Origin of the sequence: Agrobacterium sp. ST15.13.015, from assembly GCF_027871645.1 — a bacterium.
GTDB lineage: Bacteria > Pseudomonadota > Alphaproteobacteria > Rhizobiales > Rhizobiaceae > Agrobacterium > Agrobacterium leguminum.
Map to the genome: position 1 here is coordinate 376,197 of NZ_JAQAHF010000003.1, position 14,227 is coordinate 390,423.

General features: G+C 53.5%; 25 protein-coding genes. 7 read left to right on the forward strand and 18 right to left on the reverse strand.

The genetic code is table 11. The annotated features are described in order from the left end of the window. Positions 1 to 318: 318 nt before the first annotated feature. Positions 319 to 624: an HGGxSTG domain-containing protein gene (locus tag PIB16_RS26760; protein ID WP_442866776.1), complete on the forward strand. Its 306-nt coding sequence runs from the start codon at positions 319 to 321 to the stop codon at positions 622 to 624. Between the two features lie 620 nt (positions 625 to 1,244). On the opposite strand, the gene PIB16_RS06960 is transcribed toward PIB16_RS26760, so the two are convergent. From PIB16_RS06960 to PIB16_RS06980, 6 genes are all read right to left on the reverse strand, one after another. Next, a complete protein-coding gene (locus PIB16_RS06960) occupies positions 1,245 to 1,754 on the reverse strand; it encodes a hypothetical protein (RefSeq protein WP_271045272.1) in 510 nt (169 codons plus the stop codon). A 368-nt stretch (positions 1,755 to 2,122) separates the two neighbouring features. Further along, positions 2,123 to 2,260 carry a YHYH domain-containing protein gene (locus PIB16_RS26765; RefSeq protein ID WP_442866774.1) on the reverse strand — a complete coding sequence of 46 codons (138 nt, stop codon included), beginning with the start codon at positions 2,258 to 2,260 and terminating at the stop codon, positions 2,123 to 2,125. A 264-nt stretch (positions 2,261 to 2,524) separates the two neighbouring features. Further along, positions 2,525 to 2,830 (reverse strand): hypothetical protein, encoded by a 306-nt coding sequence (locus PIB16_RS06965; RefSeq protein ID WP_271045273.1) that lies wholly within the window; start codon positions 2,828 to 2,830, stop codon positions 2,525 to 2,527. Between the two features lie 44 nt (positions 2,831 to 2,874). Then, positions 2,875 to 3,141 carry a hypothetical protein gene (locus tag PIB16_RS06970; RefSeq protein WP_271045274.1) on the reverse strand — a complete coding sequence of 89 codons (267 nt, stop codon included), beginning with the start codon at positions 3,139 to 3,141 and terminating at the stop codon, positions 2,875 to 2,877. A gap of 3 nt (positions 3,142 to 3,144) precedes the next feature. After that, positions 3,145 to 3,453: a hypothetical protein gene (locus PIB16_RS06975; RefSeq protein ID WP_271045275.1), complete on the reverse strand. Its 309-nt coding sequence runs from the start codon at positions 3,451 to 3,453 to the stop codon at positions 3,145 to 3,147. A 1-nt stretch (position 3,454) separates the two neighbouring features. Next, complete coding sequence (locus PIB16_RS06980) at positions 3,455 to 3,649, reverse strand: dehydrogenase (protein ID WP_271045276.1); 195 nt, start codon at positions 3,647 to 3,649, stop codon at positions 3,455 to 3,457. A gap of 243 nt (positions 3,650 to 3,892) precedes the next feature. Here PIB16_RS06980 and PIB16_RS06985 point away from each other — a divergent pair, with 243 nt between their 5' ends. Continuing rightward, complete coding sequence (locus PIB16_RS06985; protein WP_271045277.1) at positions 3,893 to 4,474, forward strand: hypothetical protein; 582 nt, start codon at positions 3,893 to 3,895, stop codon at positions 4,472 to 4,474. Between the two features lie 221 nt (positions 4,475 to 4,695). Here PIB16_RS06985 and PIB16_RS06990 read toward each other — a convergent pair whose 3' ends face one another. The 9 genes from PIB16_RS06990 to PIB16_RS07030 form a co-directional block, all read right to left on the reverse strand. Then, positions 4,696 to 5,256, reverse strand: a complete 561-nt coding sequence (locus tag PIB16_RS06990; protein ID WP_271045278.1) for a hypothetical protein — start codon at positions 5,254 to 5,256, stop codon at positions 4,696 to 4,698. Further along, a complete protein-coding gene (locus PIB16_RS06995; RefSeq protein ID WP_271045279.1) occupies positions 5,253 to 5,717 on the reverse strand; it encodes a Panacea domain-containing protein in 465 nt (154 codons plus the stop codon). The genes PIB16_RS06990 and PIB16_RS06995 overlap by 4 nt, the downstream gene beginning before the upstream one ends. A gap of 291 nt (positions 5,718 to 6,008) precedes the next feature. Then, positions 6,009 to 6,773, reverse strand: coding sequence for a hypothetical protein (locus tag PIB16_RS07000; protein WP_271045280.1), 765 nt, complete (start codon positions 6,771 to 6,773; stop codon positions 6,009 to 6,011). A gap of 326 nt (positions 6,774 to 7,099) precedes the next feature. Further along, positions 7,100 to 7,708, reverse strand: coding sequence for a hypothetical protein (locus tag PIB16_RS07005; RefSeq protein WP_271045281.1), 609 nt, complete (start codon positions 7,706 to 7,708; stop codon positions 7,100 to 7,102). A 7-nt stretch (positions 7,709 to 7,715) separates the two neighbouring features. Continuing rightward, positions 7,716 to 8,165, reverse strand: coding sequence for a thermonuclease family protein (locus PIB16_RS07010; protein WP_333779992.1), 450 nt, complete (start codon positions 8,163 to 8,165; stop codon positions 7,716 to 7,718). 284 nt (positions 8,166 to 8,449) lie between these two features. After that, entirely contained in the window at positions 8,450 to 8,953 is a 504-nt protein-coding gene (locus PIB16_RS07015) for a hypothetical protein (protein ID WP_271045282.1), read from the reverse strand. Between the two features lie 552 nt (positions 8,954 to 9,505). Continuing rightward, complete coding sequence (locus PIB16_RS07020; RefSeq protein ID WP_271045283.1) at positions 9,506 to 9,784, reverse strand: DUF6074 family protein; 279 nt, start codon at positions 9,782 to 9,784, stop codon at positions 9,506 to 9,508. Between the two features lie 89 nt (positions 9,785 to 9,873). Continuing rightward, positions 9,874 to 10,458 carry a hypothetical protein gene (locus PIB16_RS07025; RefSeq protein ID WP_271045284.1) on the reverse strand — a complete coding sequence of 195 codons (585 nt, stop codon included), beginning with the start codon at positions 10,456 to 10,458 and terminating at the stop codon, positions 9,874 to 9,876. Next, a complete protein-coding gene (locus tag PIB16_RS07030; protein WP_271045285.1) occupies positions 10,458 to 10,703 on the reverse strand; it encodes a helix-turn-helix domain-containing protein in 246 nt (81 codons plus the stop codon). The genes PIB16_RS07025 and PIB16_RS07030 overlap by 1 nt, the downstream gene beginning before the upstream one ends. A 113-nt stretch (positions 10,704 to 10,816) precedes the next feature. On the opposite strand from PIB16_RS07030, the gene PIB16_RS07035 reads away from it, so the two are divergent. The 5 genes from PIB16_RS07035 to PIB16_RS07055 are packed head-to-tail and all read left to right on the forward strand — an operon-like array spanning position 10,817 to position 12,630. Next, positions 10,817 to 11,185, forward strand: a complete 369-nt coding sequence (locus PIB16_RS07035) for a hypothetical protein (RefSeq protein WP_271045286.1) — start codon at positions 10,817 to 10,819, stop codon at positions 11,183 to 11,185. A 32-nt stretch (positions 11,186 to 11,217) separates the two neighbouring features. Further along, complete coding sequence (locus PIB16_RS07040) at positions 11,218 to 11,721, forward strand: hypothetical protein (RefSeq protein WP_271045287.1); 504 nt, start codon at positions 11,218 to 11,220, stop codon at positions 11,719 to 11,721. Further along, positions 11,718 to 11,945, forward strand: coding sequence for a hypothetical protein (locus PIB16_RS07045; protein ID WP_271045288.1), 228 nt, complete (start codon positions 11,718 to 11,720; stop codon positions 11,943 to 11,945). Before PIB16_RS07040 ends, PIB16_RS07045 begins: the two co-directional genes overlap by 4 nt. Next, entirely contained in the window at positions 11,942 to 12,367 is a 426-nt protein-coding gene (locus PIB16_RS07050) for a hypothetical protein (RefSeq protein WP_271045289.1), read from the forward strand. Before PIB16_RS07045 ends, PIB16_RS07050 begins: the two co-directional genes overlap by 4 nt. Continuing rightward, positions 12,364 to 12,630 (forward strand): hypothetical protein, encoded by a 267-nt coding sequence (locus PIB16_RS07055; RefSeq protein WP_271045290.1) that lies wholly within the window; start codon positions 12,364 to 12,366, stop codon positions 12,628 to 12,630. The genes PIB16_RS07050 and PIB16_RS07055 overlap by 4 nt, the downstream gene beginning before the upstream one ends. A gap of 6 nt (positions 12,631 to 12,636) precedes the next feature. On the opposite strand, the gene PIB16_RS07060 is transcribed toward PIB16_RS07055, so the two are convergent. From PIB16_RS07060 to PIB16_RS07070, 3 genes are all read right to left on the reverse strand, one after another. Beyond that, entirely contained in the window at positions 12,637 to 13,047 is a 411-nt protein-coding gene (locus PIB16_RS07060) for a hypothetical protein (protein ID WP_271045291.1), read from the reverse strand. Between the two features lie 233 nt (positions 13,048 to 13,280). Then, positions 13,281 to 13,637: a DUF5334 family protein gene (locus tag PIB16_RS07065; protein WP_333779993.1), complete on the reverse strand. Its 357-nt coding sequence runs from the start codon at positions 13,635 to 13,637 to the stop codon at positions 13,281 to 13,283. After that, positions 13,576 to 14,007 (reverse strand): hypothetical protein, encoded by a 432-nt coding sequence (locus tag PIB16_RS07070; protein WP_271045293.1) that lies wholly within the window; start codon positions 14,005 to 14,007, stop codon positions 13,576 to 13,578. The genes PIB16_RS07065 and PIB16_RS07070 overlap by 62 nt, the downstream gene beginning before the upstream one ends. Positions 14,008 to 14,227 lie beyond the last annotated feature (220 nt).

Here is a 14,227-nt window from a genome sequence, read left to right on the forward strand (position 1 = left end):
AAATGACAGGATAGCGAACAACGCAGCCCCGGAAAAGTACACAGGTTTCAAGCGAGTAAAAGAATGTGTGACGATATGAGAAAAATCAGTAGGTTAGGTGAATTAAATTGCCTGTTTTTGCTGACTTCGTTCGGCTTCGTTCTCGGAGTTGTTATTTTCGCATGACGAGAGCGCTGACGGTTTTGACCTCCCGACGCCTCAAAACGGGTCGCAGAACCGGCCAGGAGCGACGTTATTAGATTTTAGGCGTCGATACGCTAACGAGCATTGAAGCGCGCTGGCGGCGCTCTGTGTGGATTTATGAAGGCTGGCGGTATGATGGAATATCAGGATGAGCATATCAAGCGCCTCTTTGCGCGCCTGTCCGAGCTTGAACGGATAGTTGACGAACGCTCTAAGCCCGTCGTTCCGCCACCCCCGCGGACGGGGTTATGTGGCGCGAAAACGCGGAAGGGAACGCCATGCCAATGCAAGGCGATAGAGGGGAAGAACCGATGCAAACTTCATGGGGGCAAAAGCACAGGCGCAAAGACCGCTGAAGGCATCGAGAGAATTAGGCAGGGGCAGGCGCGGCGATGGGCTAAAGCATCGTTCCAACGGGAAGCACATGAGAATAACTCATAACTCTCGGGTTATCGATTCGAAACAAATGGCCGCGAACAATAGCGAAAACATACGATTAATCATTGAGAACAATAGTTCTGCCGCTCTTTTGGAGTGAGTCATAGGCGCTAGAATTATGCAGATTGGTAATAGATGGCATGTCGAAAGCATAATCGCACCAATACGCATGGGCGTGTGCGCGACATGGGGTGTTATAAGCTCGGGACAAACCAAGCACCGCAGCGATGGACGGGTTAAAATCCGATAGTATAGTGAAATCAGATGGATACGCGCAATCACAGGGTACAAGCTGAAAATGACGGAAGTAACCCCAGGGCCTAACGAATTGGCCGTGCTGCTGGAGAAGGCGCTTGTTGGCGACTTTAATGCGACGAGGGTCTCAAGCGTGGCGCACGAGATTTATCAGCGATATGGTTTGGCCCTCACGCCAGAGATGGACCGGATAATCCTCACATTGATGGCGATGCAAGAGGGCCCGGGGTTTGAGCTAGACGAGAGCGAGGTTCGAGTCCTCATAGCGCAGCTTGCGTCCATGTAGTGGGGCCCGAAGACTTTATGATTCCCCTCGGATAGTCGAACTGTTCGATTCCAGAGCAAAAAGAAACCCGCCAGAGCGGGTCTCAGTTACTCGGATTTTTGTAGGGGGCGGGTGCCTCTCCACCACTTCCCATCATTCGGTCATTCAGACTGCGAATAAGTGTGTCCATCTTCACATTGAGTGCGTCTATCTGCGGCTGCAGGCTTTGCGAGGAGGTTTGGGCGGAGCGGTCAGCGACCTGCTGAGCATCCATGCCTAGTCCGAACCACTGCGAACCGTAAGCCATTACTGCCACGGTCAAACCAAGCGCTGCGACTGCAGTTACGATGACTGTTGTCTTCATGCCGGCAGTTGATGTTTCAACGTGTCCGACCCTGGTTCCCAAAACGTCGAGACGGCCATTTATTTCGGCGCGCATCGCAGATAATTCCCCCAACAATTGAGCGAATTTTGTATCTGTACGCGCCTCAGATGCGGCGATTTTTGCATCTACAACTTCCATGCCGTCAAATGTGCCACCGCCACCCCCGCCTTGCAAGGGGGTAGTGGTTTGACCTGCATCACCATGAATTCGATGAAGCTCAGCCGACATTGTTGCCACCTCCAAGACCAAACAACCCGCCCATCTGAGGTTGCTGCATCCTCGATTTTCTTTCTCGCCACTGCTCGATGGCGAACATTGAGTAAAGATCGACATGCCCACAATGAGTGCACAATACCCGAACGCACGGTATGTGGCGGCTCTGGCTCATGTTCACTAGGCCCTCTGGCGTGGACGTGTATGAACTAGACCGTGGAATGTACCCTTCGTCACCGACATCAATGTAGGGCATCTTCGGTAGCGTGCTGCATTTCATACAAACGTACGTCAGCCCGGTGTCTGTTGCGAACTCATGAAAAACCTGTGGGGTGAGCCAAGGGTAAGGATGGTTGTTCACTGCTTCTTCACCTCGTCCCGTTTCACCTATGGCAATGATAGCCGCCACGCTTCCGATCATTATGGCAGCCGTTCTTGTCTAGGCCGCCCCCGTGCGCGAACGCGGAAATGACAGGCGAAATCAGCAACGCTCCTGCTAGAGCGAGTTTGAACATTTTCATTCTTGATATCCCCCATACAGTGGGGAGAAAGAAAACACGGTATTGGTTTGGAGTCGAGCCTACTCAACTAGAATTTTTATTAGGTAAGCCGATTACGCAGTGGCGACTAGACCGAGAACGCCGCCAGCCCAATGAGAAAAAATATAACAAGCGGAACCATAACCCGGCGTACTTTCCGCTCCGTTTCATTCTTCGGTTTGTTGGCGCCGCCGAACAGGCTACCCAAAATGGATTCAATGAAGCATCCAAGCATTGTAAACCTTTTCAACGCGCATTTTTATTCTGCTTTTTTCCCGCGTTCTGTTTCATCGATCCCCTAATGCTCACATATGCGTGGCACAGGAGCGAAACGAAAAACCCTAGAAGGGCCAGCGACGAATAGCCTAGTATCCGATTGGAAACGTTGTGCCAGCCTGCAAGCAAGGCGCCGGCGTGGAGCAGCATCAGAACCAAGAAGGCGATTTGGAAGCACATGGCCGCTTTCCAGAATCCCGATGCTTCCGCAATGTAACGTCCCAGCCAAGATGAGCCGCTTCTCGACCCGCCAGTTTTCCCTGTCGGCTGTGACATTGCCTGCTGCTCCCATTTCACACCTCCGGTTCGGTCCAGAATAGTCAGTCTCCTACCACCTTCAAGACCGGTGGCGCACCTTCTGCTCTGAATGTTTTAAGATCCACCTGTGTCAACGGCCCGCGCGAGGTCATCATCGCCAGGGTAGAGACTTCTACATCAAGGCCGGTCTTGTGAACTTCCTTGATGGCATCATTCAATTGGCGAAGCGCCATCGCCAGTCGTTGTTCTGCATTCTTCTGGCGGGCGATGCGGGATATCATCGTGACGGCTCCTTGTTCCAACAGTGCGCCCAGAAATGCCACGTTCATTTCTCATGGCCAATCTCTTTTTGCCCTTGCGAGGACAAAGCTGTTTTTCTCGCGGTTTTGGCAGCCGAGACATCGTAACAGCGGTTCCATGGAAATGATCGATCTGAACTTTCCATGCTTGCGCTGGATTGCCCACCTATCCAGCATGCCGACCCGCTTGCACCGCCAACACTGAGCACCGAGGACGTACCATTGCGGCAGATTTGCCAAGGTGGCGGAGTGGTCGCGCTGGGGAACAAAGATGCCCGTGGGCTTTGGCGGCAAATTGTCGTTGTTGCCGCCGGTAAGATCGATCCCGCGACGATGGCGCATATCATTTCCGCTCGGCCTCGGGTTTCCACCCTCTCGTGAATCCCTTGCCCATTGCAGCGGTCGCCAGGGCAAGCTGCAGCCGCAAATGCTGTATATCTTCCATCAGCGTCTCTATCGCAGCGCGGCTACCGCCATCGTGCCAGGCAATGATGTGGTCCACCGGATCGGCTTCCGGTTCTCCTCTTTCTGGGCGCACGTTCTCATTCTCCGGTTCAAGAGTTCAAATCGTCCCTGATTTTTGGATAGGCACACGCCGTCGTGCCAAGCATGTTCTTATTATGTTCTCGTTCGCTAAGGAGTCAAGCCGGCCGGTGAATGCTTTTGGAAGGGCGGCGTTCGCCATTGAAACCAAAACTGAAGAGCGGGGATATGGTGGAAAACTTTTTTTTGTCACGCTCTCTTACTCATCCAACGTCACGGTTTTGGCCTGGAGGTTGCCATGGATCTTTCTTTTCACAACAGAACCCTGACGATTAGCATGCAAGTCAAGGAGCGCATCCGGCGGACTGGGTACACGCCAAGTGGCTTCAAAGTCTGGACTGCTGAAGAGGACGAAATCGTAAAATCTCTTTACCCTTTGTACGCCGAAATGCAGTTGAGATTCCCCGAGCGTAGTCTGAAGGCGCTCCACGGTCGGTGCGAGAGGCTTGGAATCGCAAAGAAGCTTCACTGGTGGACCGGCGCTGAGATTTCAAAGTTGAGGCGTCTCTATCCAACTGCTTCACGCGTTAAAATCAGAGAGGAATTTCCGCGCGGGACTTGGCGAGCAATAGAAGCTGCCGCCAAGAGACATGGCATGAGCCGTGCCCGCCGCAAGTACAAAAGAACGGGTCACCATCTCATCGACGCGATACTAGCGAGGATCGAGGAAATAGGCTGGACCCTACCGGATTTGGATGAAGAAGCTCGTACAAAGAAATACTTCTCAAACCAAGGCTGGCGCCGTTCGCGACCAAACATTGCGAAAATTGCACTAGCGGTGAAAGCGTTGGACGGTCGGCTTGCGATTGCTTGGAATTAGCAGAAGGCTTTGTATCTGAGGCTGCGCGACACACCCTCTCGAGTTTGCCTGGCGACCGCCTCATAATCAAAGGCTTATACCAATTTAATTCAGCAAACTGGCCAAATCTGTGCAGTTTGGAACTGCGCGAATTTCCACGGTATCTCCAAAGGTATCATGCCGGCTAGGCTGGTACGTGCTGCACCGCGGAGCGCGCAAAAGGTAACAGGAAAACGAGAATGTCAGTCTAACGGGTAGATTTGATGATCAGCATCCCACCATACGACGTTGAAAACATGTCCGGTTCTGAATCCCCAAATCCTCTGTTTCCCGCCGGTTCGAAATCGAAACAACTCTTCTTCAACGCGTTCGATGCCTACCCAACGCTCTTGAGCTTCAGGGCAAAGGGTGTCCCAATTCTGCGAATGGTGTTTCTTATGCCGGTCCTTGCCTCCGGTCATCTGGCTCATGATTTCATGCCAGTACAGGCCTCCCATTTCAATCATGGTCGCTCGCACGACGCATGCATTGTCTGGGCCGTTGCTGGGATGGCACCAGTTTCGCTGCGCACCCCAAGACCATGCGCCCTCCCTATCGGCGTGTTCATGGATTCGATACTCCATCCGCATCTGCATGATGCTGCTAGGGTCTTTATCAGACCGAGGGAGTTTTTCAGTCGTTGGGCTAGCTTCGGTGCGCGGAACCCGGGAGGCTTCCGCATGAACCACTAATCGAGCAGATTTCTCCTGCTCTCTCATCTTCTTGGCAAGCTTGCGTTCGATGCGAGCCTCTTTTTTGCTCATTGCTGCGTCGTGTTGGCCGCTTGAATGCCGGAGTAGTATTCGTGCATGTCAGAAAGAAGAATCTCTTCCTCCGAAGGCTCACCCTCTTTTACGCCTGCCCTCTTGCGAGCAAGAATCCATGGTGCCTCCATATGCGTCAGGTCGCTCAACCACTGAGCAGACTTGTCTCCATAGAAATTCAAAACAGCGTTGATCGTCCCAATAGCTTTTTCATCAAGCTTAGGCTGTGCATCGGGCGGGATGATATTGCCAGCGGCGACGGAGAATTGCTTGTGGTGAGCTGAGTAAAGCGAGCGGCAAACGGGACCATTTGCCCAAGCCTGAATGGGTTCTGCGAACATGGGACGTTCATCCCAGACAAGCGACCAAGCCTGTGAGTAGTAAACCAATTTCTGCAGTTTCATGGCGGTCATTTCGCCGCGCGACCGCAGAATGAATTCTGCAACGTCTCTTACGGACATGACGGTTCTCCATAGGCGCTGAGGTCGATTATAACACAGTGCCGCGCAATTCGTTTCGTATATATAGCGATGCTATACGTGATTTGCGAACGACATGTAAATACGCCGGTAGTCGTACAAATACCGCGATGTTCGAAGTCTTAGAGTCCAGCTTGGACACCTGCACAGGGCGGCGATAAAGAAAACCCGCCGGCAGCCTCGTACTACCAGCGGGCTCTTTGCTAACATCTGCCATCGGCTCCAATAGGCGATGAATAGTACCTGGAGAGACTTACACAAATTGCAGGAGTGCTACGTAGCGAAATTGGGGCCCATATTACCGAAATGGAGATTAACTGGATTTTTGTCGGCACTCCAATCTAGTTTGGGATCGCCGTTATAACCCAAAAGCTTCACGCAGAATCGAGTAACGTGATTGGTCTCTGGGAAGAAAATATCCCTGTAGTTTACCTCTCCCCAAATGCAGTAGCTGTGGTTGTGCCGCGGCACTTCGATTTCAGCAGGCTTAATGAAGACTGGGGACATCTCTATCTGCCCGCCCGGCCGCAGAGTGGTTTTATGGCCCTCCATTCGCGTTGCGTCAAAATCCGGAAATTGATCGTGCTGCAGCCAATCTGCTCCGTACCAACATTCCATTTGTAGTGCAGGCGTCCCCCCCGAATTAATCCATCGCGGAAAAAGCCCCCAGTTGTCTGTGTTTACTCCGTCAGCGGAGAAAGAAAGCCATTTCAATCCGTCATAGTGGACGTATGCTCTATCGCGGTTTAGTTGCTGTCTGCTCACTCGAAGCTGTGCGGCAACAAAAATTATGCCGGCAGCTGTGGCGAGCGAGCCTAGTCCTGCCAAGAAAGCTGAAAAGGCGGCCCAGTATATTTGCGCTTGCAACAACGCAATATTTGCTATCGCCGCCTTCTTTGCGAACTCTTCATCTTTAAGAGATGAATTCAAGGTCGCATCGTACCTTGATACATCTAATTGCGAAATTATCGCTAAGGCACAAATCGCGATAAGAATAAGGGCAAGAACGGCAATGGCTATGGCGTCGCTGCGGCGCATCATTAACTCCAAAGGCGAGGCGACCACCCGAATTTTTCGGCGATTTCTTCAGGGGTAAAGGCTCTGAATTCCATCGAGCATATCCTTGTGAGATTTTTCCGGCCAGGGGGGCAGAGATGCGGATAGTCCATTATAAACCGTTTATATTCAATCCAAGCTGCACGGCCCTTATCAGTTGTCTCAGTTCTCTTGTCCAAACGGCACGGCAGCACGGTCGTCATCGATTGCAGGCGGCTCGGCGGGCGGGTCGATCTGCACGCAAGCACCTATCGCCTTTGCATCTCTGAAGATTCGCTCCAGGTCGCGTTGGCGGAGGATTGATCTGGTCATGTTTTTCGAGCCGCTTCCACGTGTTTTCTATAGGCCACCAGAGCTTTCCATACCGTTGCCCCCTCTTTTGTCAGCGAAACCTCGTCGTCCTTGAACCTGCCAGTATCGCTCGGAACCATCGCAATGAGGCCGCGCTGGACCAGCTGGTTTCGTGTCGCCTCTCCAAAGCCTTTAAATGCGCTGCACCGAAACCTAATGCCAACACCTTTCCGAACAAGTTTTTTGATCACAGGTTCTTCTCTGTGATTGAGGTCAATCTCGGCAGGCGGCCTGCCGATGAGCAACTGAATACGTTCTAGAACACGCTCTTGCTCGGCGGCATCGATTTCTGCGTCAACTTCGTTGTCCTCTTGCCAGGCGCGGAGAACTGCGTCTGATTGCGCGGACGTCTCGACCGGTCGAACGATAACAGCCCATCCTTCGCTGTCGACGTAGTAGCGCCGGCTGACGGAAAACAGCTTTTGTTCTGCGAATTTGAGGGCCAACGTATCACCCACGTTCGGGCATATACCGAAGCTTTCCAGCGGACAGTCCAGAAGAAAGTGAAGGTGGCTTCCGTCCACCGTTTCGTAGATGCGAAGCCTGACGTCCCGTTTTGCACTCATGCGGGCGTCATACAGTAGGACCGTTGCACCAATCAACGCGACGCTTCGGGTGCCACAGCTTCGCCAGTCCTTCAGACATGAGAACCTGCCCAGCTTCTCGGCCATCGGGGAGATAGATATTCACAAGCGGCCTGCGGCTTTGCGTTCGATCCCGTGCCCCGCTGTCCTCGATGCGAGGCACGCCATCCAGCAGCAGTTCTTTCAGCCTCGCTTTCGCCCTCAAGGCTAGATCCTGCTCATAATCGCATTTGGCGCGGCTCCCCATCTCGGGGGCGTCCACGCCCGACTTGAACGGCACCCCACTGCCCAGCAGGCGCATGTTCTGGCCGTCGCACTTGATCGTGTCGCCATCAATGACAACAAGAGAAGCGCACGATACGCCCTGCCCAGCAGTTAAAATAATAGGAAATAGCGTAAACCCGGCAACCGCCGCGATTGAGAATAGAACTCTAGTCATGTCCGGTCACGTTGCATCTGCCGCAAGCGGAAACTGACTTCAGCCACGGCTCCGAGAATTGTTGCGACGACGATGGCGTATACGCCTCGATCTATCACGGCGCCTGCGCTTTTCGAACCCGGTGCATAACGCGCCAACGCCTGCTCGTAGGGGAGAAACAGGCCCTCGCCTATAGATATTCCCAAAAGCAGTTGGGAGACGCCAATCAACAAAGATAGCGCAGCGATAATTCTAGCCAGGTAGGAGAAAAACATTATTTCCAGCGTCTTGATGAGAGAAGGTGTTCAGTACTGTGGTTTTATCAAAACGCGCCCGCGGACCGAGGGCGGATAAATGCAAACCACGGCCTTCTGTCGGAGCGCCTCCGCCGAGCTGCTGTGTCCATGCAGCCATCTCATTGTGGGACTGATCAAATCATCCTCAGGGCGGCACTCAACCGCTCTGCCGATAATGTCCATTCTCCGACCGGAAAATCCTTGGTCATGAGGGTTTTTCCCAAACTTCGATTTCCCAAAATCCTTAGTCCACACGGCTCTAACGGGGAAAGGCTTCTCTAGGCCGCCGCGATAGAACGCCCAAACGTCGATATCCTTCAGGCCATTCTTCTGATCCAAGAAGTGCAGTGCGCCACCTTGAGCCAAAGTGAGCATAAGCAGCCTATCGCGATATAGTCCCGCGACTGGTGCTCGTTCGTAAATTTCTGCCAACCTTTCTAGCGCCGCGTTCGCAAAGAGATTCAGGTCATCCTCATCGATCTTTTCCATCGACCGTTCAACTAACGTATTCATGGCGCAACCTCCGCTGATCGTGGGCTAGCAGGGCGATGCTCGTTTAGACCGCACTCGATCAAAACCAAACAAAAAATTCGTTTCATTCGTCACACCACCAAGCCATGTACACGGAATGGAGTGGGTCCAACGGTTGCTGACTCGTCGGACCTTCGCTTGGATAGTAGCGACCATCCCTGCGTTCCGGGTTGTATTTCCGATAAATATTGAGCCGCTTATCTGACTTGATTAATTGCTGAATTGACTCTTCCAGTTGATGGGCTTCGTCTTTTGTCAGGCCGTTCGCCAATACGACCGAGTATTGATATCCATGTTTTCGTTGATACTCGCCTTGGCGGAACCTCAAAGGGCGCCTCGTGTAACCAATCATGAATTCCTGCACGTGCTTCGACGCAGCGATACACCAAACGGTGTCCCAGTATTTGAAAATTGTGGATTGTCTCAGCATTTGCCCCTCACTCAATTGAGTGACAAATATCCCTAGAAAGCTAATTGATTATGAAACCCCAGATTGCTGCCGCCTAGCAAGCTGTCAGTTTTGGGTTGCCTCACTCACGACTGCTGCATCATCTCAGCGTCAACCGCTCTCCAGAATGCTGCTCGCTCAGCTTCAATCGCTTCGCCCAGCAGGCCGATTTTTGATAGCTGCCCCGTCATGGCTTCATCGACCTGCCGGCGGTAATGCTCCGCGCTCTTTTCCGTGGGCTTGTCGAGCATCTTAGCGGCGGTATCGCGAATGCGGCCTATCCGGTTGACCATGGGAAACGGTATGAGCCTGCATTCGGGCTGCTTCCATGCGAACAGCGGTAACTTGTCGGCGTCGTTGCTCATGCGCTGCATTCCCTCACCAGAGTATATATAGCGCTACGGAAACCCGTAGTCGGCTGGGATATTGAAAACAAAGGACAATTTTCCACCTGTTACTCCCCGTTCTGGCGACGAACTACGGGAACCCGTAGCGGGGGGACTACGGAATCCCGTAGCGAGCTTTTTTTCTTCCTGCCTGGTTTCGAGCGCGCGTCGGCCAGTTGCTTTCTTACCACCTCAGACCACAGGCGGGCTTCGGCCATTGTAAAGCGCCGCCATTCGTTTGTTGCTGCCGCGCCATCGTGGGTGCCGTCAAAGGTAAGGGTGTAAATCGTAGGGTGGGCTGTCCCGTTACCCGCCCTGCCTTTCGACATTTTTACAAGGCCTTTGTACGCGAGTTCGTCCAGAGCATCGGCTATGCTGCTAAAGGTCACTCCGTAAGCGTAGAACTGGTCGTGTGTCACTATGAGCTTACCGTTCTCGGAGCGGCCATGGGAGATGTGCTCGATGATGAGCCGATCCAGCGCTTTTCGACCATTCACAGAAAGCGAGCGATAGGCTGCGCACTCTAGAAGCTCACGTGTCAATGCCATCCACCCGCCTTGATCCGCGGGCGGCTGGGTATTCTTCTTGACCATGTTGTAGGTCTTGCCGGCAGAAGTCCGGCTTTTGTCTCGCGGGTTGAAGACTGGAGGCATCAAGCTTCCTTCTTCGCGAGGCGAACGCCGGGGCCGCCGTCGTTGGTCTCTCCATTGGAGAGGAAAATGACGCCTGCTGCTTCCAGCGCCTTTGTGATGGCGTCGAGGTTATTAGCAACAGGAACAGAGCGCCCCGCCTCAAAGTTGCGAACTGTCGAATTTCCTACCCTCGCTGCGCTGGCAAGTTGATCTTGCGACATTTCAACGAGTGCGCGGGCCGCGCGGCACTGTGCAGGTGTTAGCATGCAAATTCTCCGGCAATTAATTTCGTTATGGATAACGGAAATCGTTTGACAAGTAAACGTGTAACGATTTATGTTGCAGTTAACGTTAATCGTTATCAATTGAGGTTAAGCAAATGCCGAACACCACCGTTCCGGCCACCGCCGAAGGCATGCCCAAATTCGACCTGGCTGCAATCATGTCGGATGCATGGGAGCGCTACCGCCATATCCGTCGCCAGTATGCCGCATGGCAGATCGAACGTGGTTTGGTTGATGCGTCTTTCTCGGCTTGCCTCAAGACCGCATGGCGCGTTGCCAAGCAGAACCGCACCAAGGCTGCCGTCGCCGCCAAGGTTGCCACGCTGGCGGGAACGCCTTCCGGTGAACGCCTCCGCGTCCTTCGCGCCGCTCTGGCCAATACCGACACGCTTTCATTCCGCTACAGCGCCGCCGCCCGCCGCGCTTCCATCAAATCCGAGATAGCCGCCATCACGGCGCACTGACTGCACCAACCCAACAATCAGGAGACACCATCATGCCGAACACGATTCCGGCCGCTGGCGAAGCTATGCCGAAAAATTCCACGCGGGATGAACTTCCTGTCGATCAGGTAGAACGCTTGGCCCACGAGCTTTCCGAAGTCCTCCCAAAGTGGGCTGATGGCAAGTTTATGGCGATGGTTTTCCCGGCAGGCGATGCACGGGGGATTTTCTTCCGCAGCATTTCCCGCGACGAGCGCGGAAACGAAGCTGATCCGATTATCAGCGTCATCAACAGGTATCACGCGGGTATCTCGGAGTTTCGGGCCGTTCCCGAGGAGAAGTGGCCAGAACTTGGCGGCGAAAACGCGGTGTGTCAGTCCACATATGGCGCAGCGATGCAAGCGCTCGATGATTGGAAGCAGCCCTGCGTTTCGCGCGAAGGGGCTATAGCAGCGCTCAAGTTCGCTCAGAAAGAGAGTGAGGACTATTACGCGGAGCCAAGCGTGAGAAGCATGATTGCCGCTGTTCTAGGGTATCTGGAAGGAGCGGCAGCATGAACTCGCAACATCCTAGCGTCGCTTCCGCCCCCGCTGACGCACAATCCGACCTGCTCCGCGTTTACGACCACCTCTGCATGGTGGCTAGCCTTTCCCTCGCGCTTGAAATGGCAATAGGCAGAGTGATGGACGACGAGCAGCGCGCCGCCCTCGAAGCTTTGGCGGGTCAGGTCGTTGACCGCCTTGAAGACGTGAAAACGGCAATGGAAAGGGCACGCGTATGAACCGCCGCACCTTCATCAAGGCCGCAGTCATTGCCGCCTCTACGCCGACCGTCACAGCGTTTGCCGATACGGCCGACCACGTGACTCTCTCGCGGCTTATCGAGCTTCACACGCTGGCCTATGAGGCAGATAGTGCGGAATGGGGTAAGCTGTTTGACCTCGACCCCTCCGGCCTTCGGGTAGACCCATCGCCCGAATATCTCACGCAAGAGGCACGGTGCCAGGACGCAAAGACCGTCGTGGAGCGCATGGAGGCGGCAATCTTTGCCTACCAGCTTTCGACGCTCGATGATGTGCTGACCCTCACACGATGGGTTCACGCCCGCTTGAACGATTGCCGCGCGTACTTCTATTGCGACGAAAGCGCCGTGCACTCGATTTTCACGCAGATTGCTCGAACGGCCAGAGGGTGTGCACCATGAGCCGCGCCCTCCTCAAATATCGCCGCGCCCAGGTCGAAGCCAAGATTGAGGAGCTTATCGCGCTCCTTGATCATCTCGACGGCGACGAGAACCTGGAGCCGTATCTCGCAGATACATTTCCCGAACTTCAAGACAGAGAAGATGACGACGAAAGAGAGCCCGGTACCGATGACGAGCCTTCGCTTGGTTGGTGTAATCCAAGCGGCCTACGTGTCGAAGCTCCTGAAGACTTGAAGCAGCTTTTGATAAACGTGCCGTGCTAGGCATCATCAGTTCTGCAAATTGAGGCGCTCAAGTAGTCTCTGGTAGGCCTTCAACGCTTCCAAAGCTGAATCCAGCACCTGCCCAGTAGACATGCTTCCGCGATAAAATTCATTGATCTGGGCTGTAGGATTGAGGCCTTCTAAATTCATTAGCCGGCCCAATTGCTCTGCTCTGATCGGGCTCGTTCTGAGAAGCGTAAGAACGTCTTCGTTCACAGACTTTGCTGAGAATGCAAGGCGGGAGTAAACGTCTTGGAACTGGATAAAATCGCGCATTTCGAGAAGCATCGGACCGCTTCCGTAACGGAACTCATGAGCAAGTACTGGAATGTCGATGCTGGCGGGCAATTGCTGTCTCGCCAGCAGCCGGATCAGATCTTCGGTGTCCCTAATCGCGTCAGAAAGACTGCGGCGCAAGCCGCCCTCCACTACATTACTGACGGCGTCCCCAGATGAGATGGATCTCCGAGTAGCTGTGATTGCGGCGTACCCTTGCGCTAGCGTACCGAGTGCCCCAACGGCACTGATTACCAGGGTCGCGATTAGAAATGGGTCAGGGTCAATGAGGTCGGTTTCAAAACTATCCTGATTCACGACTAGTCGCGCCTTATCTTAGAGGATATTGAAAACATGACTTGAATGCCGATAGCTCAGTCGTCTTCCATTTCGAAAGTCCGGTACTCACCGCTTTCGTTGTCATACACTTCGACTTCGACAGACGACCCAGAGCGTCTAATTGATTGAACTTCGACATCCCGATACGAGCTCGAGCCGTAATCATAAACCTCGATGTCGCGACCGGGGCGAACAAGATTACCGCTCCCAATTTCAACGTCATTTCCGCTTTCCGTATCGACTCCGTCCCAGGCGAGCGAATTGGTGACTAGAGGGAAAAATACTGCGAGAGCAGCAAACAGGTGCCTTTTACGCATTGGAGTCCTTTCTTCAATAATAGCCACCGGGGCGAGCCCAAGCGCTGCGATTGCCGCAGCGGTTACCGGCCGCATCGTATTGCCAGTTGTATTGGCAGTTGCCGTGGTACGACCGAGGCGGAGGATAGCCGCCGCCCCCACAATTGTTGTTCGCGCACACGGCAACAGCGGTGCCAACGAGCGCTACGGCAACAAGCGCAGTGGCCGCCGCATCCTGATTCTGAACCATCTGAGGGCAATCAAAAGCTTGTACGCCCCGTCGATTCAGTTCTTTCAGAATATTTTGCTGGAATGCTGGATCTTGGCTCTGCAAGTATGTCCGACAGAGCGTGGGTTTATCGATCGACTTCGGATTAGCGTTGAATGCTTCCCGTGAAGTGGTGCATGCGCTCAAGGCACACGAAATGAACAGGGCGCCAAGCACCCGCAAATAAAAAATTGTCAAAATAGCCCCCCGATAACGTCCCCGTGATTACAAAAACACGCAAGACGTTTAGAGTCGAGTCCACTCAACTGAGATTTTTATTAGCGACAGAAAATAGGAATCATTGGTCTTTCAGAGCGAAGCCAGGGAGACCTATTGTGCGTGCTGATTTGGTGCGTGTCTAAAACTTGTCCTGTGGAAACTAACCCGAAAATCCCCATACCTGAGACTATTGATTGCT

Bases quoted from the DNA above. Each gene is read 5' to 3' on its own strand.
- PIB16_RS26760 (WP_442866776.1), top strand. From the start codon at position 319: ATGGAATATCAGGATGAGCATATCAAGCGCCTCTTTGCGCGCCTGTCC.
- PIB16_RS06960 (WP_271045272.1), bottom strand. From the start codon at position 1,754: ATGTCGGCTGAGCTTCATCGAATTCATGGTGATGCAGGTCAAACCACT.
- PIB16_RS06970 (WP_271045274.1), bottom strand. From the start codon at position 3,141: ATGAACGTGGCATTTCTGGGCGCACTGTTGGAACAAGGAGCCGTCACG.
- PIB16_RS07035 (WP_271045286.1), top strand. From the start codon at position 10,817: ATGCCGAACACCACCGTTCCGGCCACCGCCGAAGGCATGCCCAAATTC.
- PIB16_RS07045 (WP_271045288.1), top strand. From the start codon at position 11,718: ATGAACTCGCAACATCCTAGCGTCGCTTCCGCCCCCGCTGACGCACAA.
- PIB16_RS07025 (WP_271045284.1), bottom strand. From the start codon at position 10,458: ATGCCTCCAGTCTTCAACCCGCGAGACAAAAGCCGGACTTCTGCCGGC.
- PIB16_RS06975 (WP_271045275.1), bottom strand. From the start codon at position 3,453: ATGCGCCATCGTCGCGGGATCGATCTTACCGGCGGCAACAACGACAAT.
- PIB16_RS07000 (WP_271045280.1), bottom strand. From the start codon at position 6,773: ATGCGCCGCAGCGACGCCATAGCCATTGCCGTTCTTGCCCTTATTCTT.
- PIB16_RS26765 (WP_442866774.1), bottom strand. From the start codon at position 2,260: ATGAAAATGTTCAAACTCGCTCTAGCAGGAGCGTTGCTGATTTCGCCT.
- PIB16_RS07005 (WP_271045281.1), bottom strand. From the start codon at position 7,708: ATGAGTGCAAAACGGGACGTCAGGCTTCGCATCTACGAAACGGTGGAC.
- PIB16_RS06985 (WP_271045277.1), top strand. From the start codon at position 3,893: ATGGATCTTTCTTTTCACAACAGAACCCTGACGATTAGCATGCAAGTC.
- PIB16_RS07020 (WP_271045283.1), bottom strand. From the start codon at position 9,784: ATGAGCAACGACGCCGACAAGTTACCGCTGTTCGCATGGAAGCAGCCC.
- PIB16_RS07030 (WP_271045285.1), bottom strand. From the start codon at position 10,703: ATGCTAACACCTGCACAGTGCCGCGCGGCCCGCGCACTCGTTGAAATG.
- PIB16_RS07010 (WP_333779992.1), bottom strand. From the start codon at position 8,165: ATGACTAGAGTTCTATTCTCAATCGCGGCGGTTGCCGGGTTTACGCTA.
- PIB16_RS07040 (WP_271045287.1), top strand. From the start codon at position 11,218: ATGCCGAACACGATTCCGGCCGCTGGCGAAGCTATGCCGAAAAATTCC.
- PIB16_RS06965 (WP_271045273.1), bottom strand. From the start codon at position 2,830: ATGTCACAGCCGACAGGGAAAACTGGCGGGTCGAGAAGCGGCTCATCT.
- PIB16_RS07065 (WP_333779993.1), bottom strand. From the start codon at position 13,637: ATGCGGCCGGTAACCGCTGCGGCAATCGCAGCGCTTGGGCTCGCCCCG.
- PIB16_RS07050 (WP_271045289.1), top strand. From the start codon at position 11,942: ATGAACCGCCGCACCTTCATCAAGGCCGCAGTCATTGCCGCCTCTACG.
- PIB16_RS07015 (WP_271045282.1), bottom strand. From the start codon at position 8,953: ATGAATACGTTAGTTGAACGGTCGATGGAAAAGATCGATGAGGATGAC.
- PIB16_RS07055 (WP_271045290.1), top strand. From the start codon at position 12,364: ATGAGCCGCGCCCTCCTCAAATATCGCCGCGCCCAGGTCGAAGCCAAG.
- PIB16_RS06990 (WP_271045278.1), bottom strand. From the start codon at position 5,256: ATGAGCAAAAAAGAGGCTCGCATCGAACGCAAGCTTGCCAAGAAGATG.
- PIB16_RS06995 (WP_271045279.1), bottom strand. From the start codon at position 5,717: ATGTCCGTAAGAGACGTTGCAGAATTCATTCTGCGGTCGCGCGGCGAA.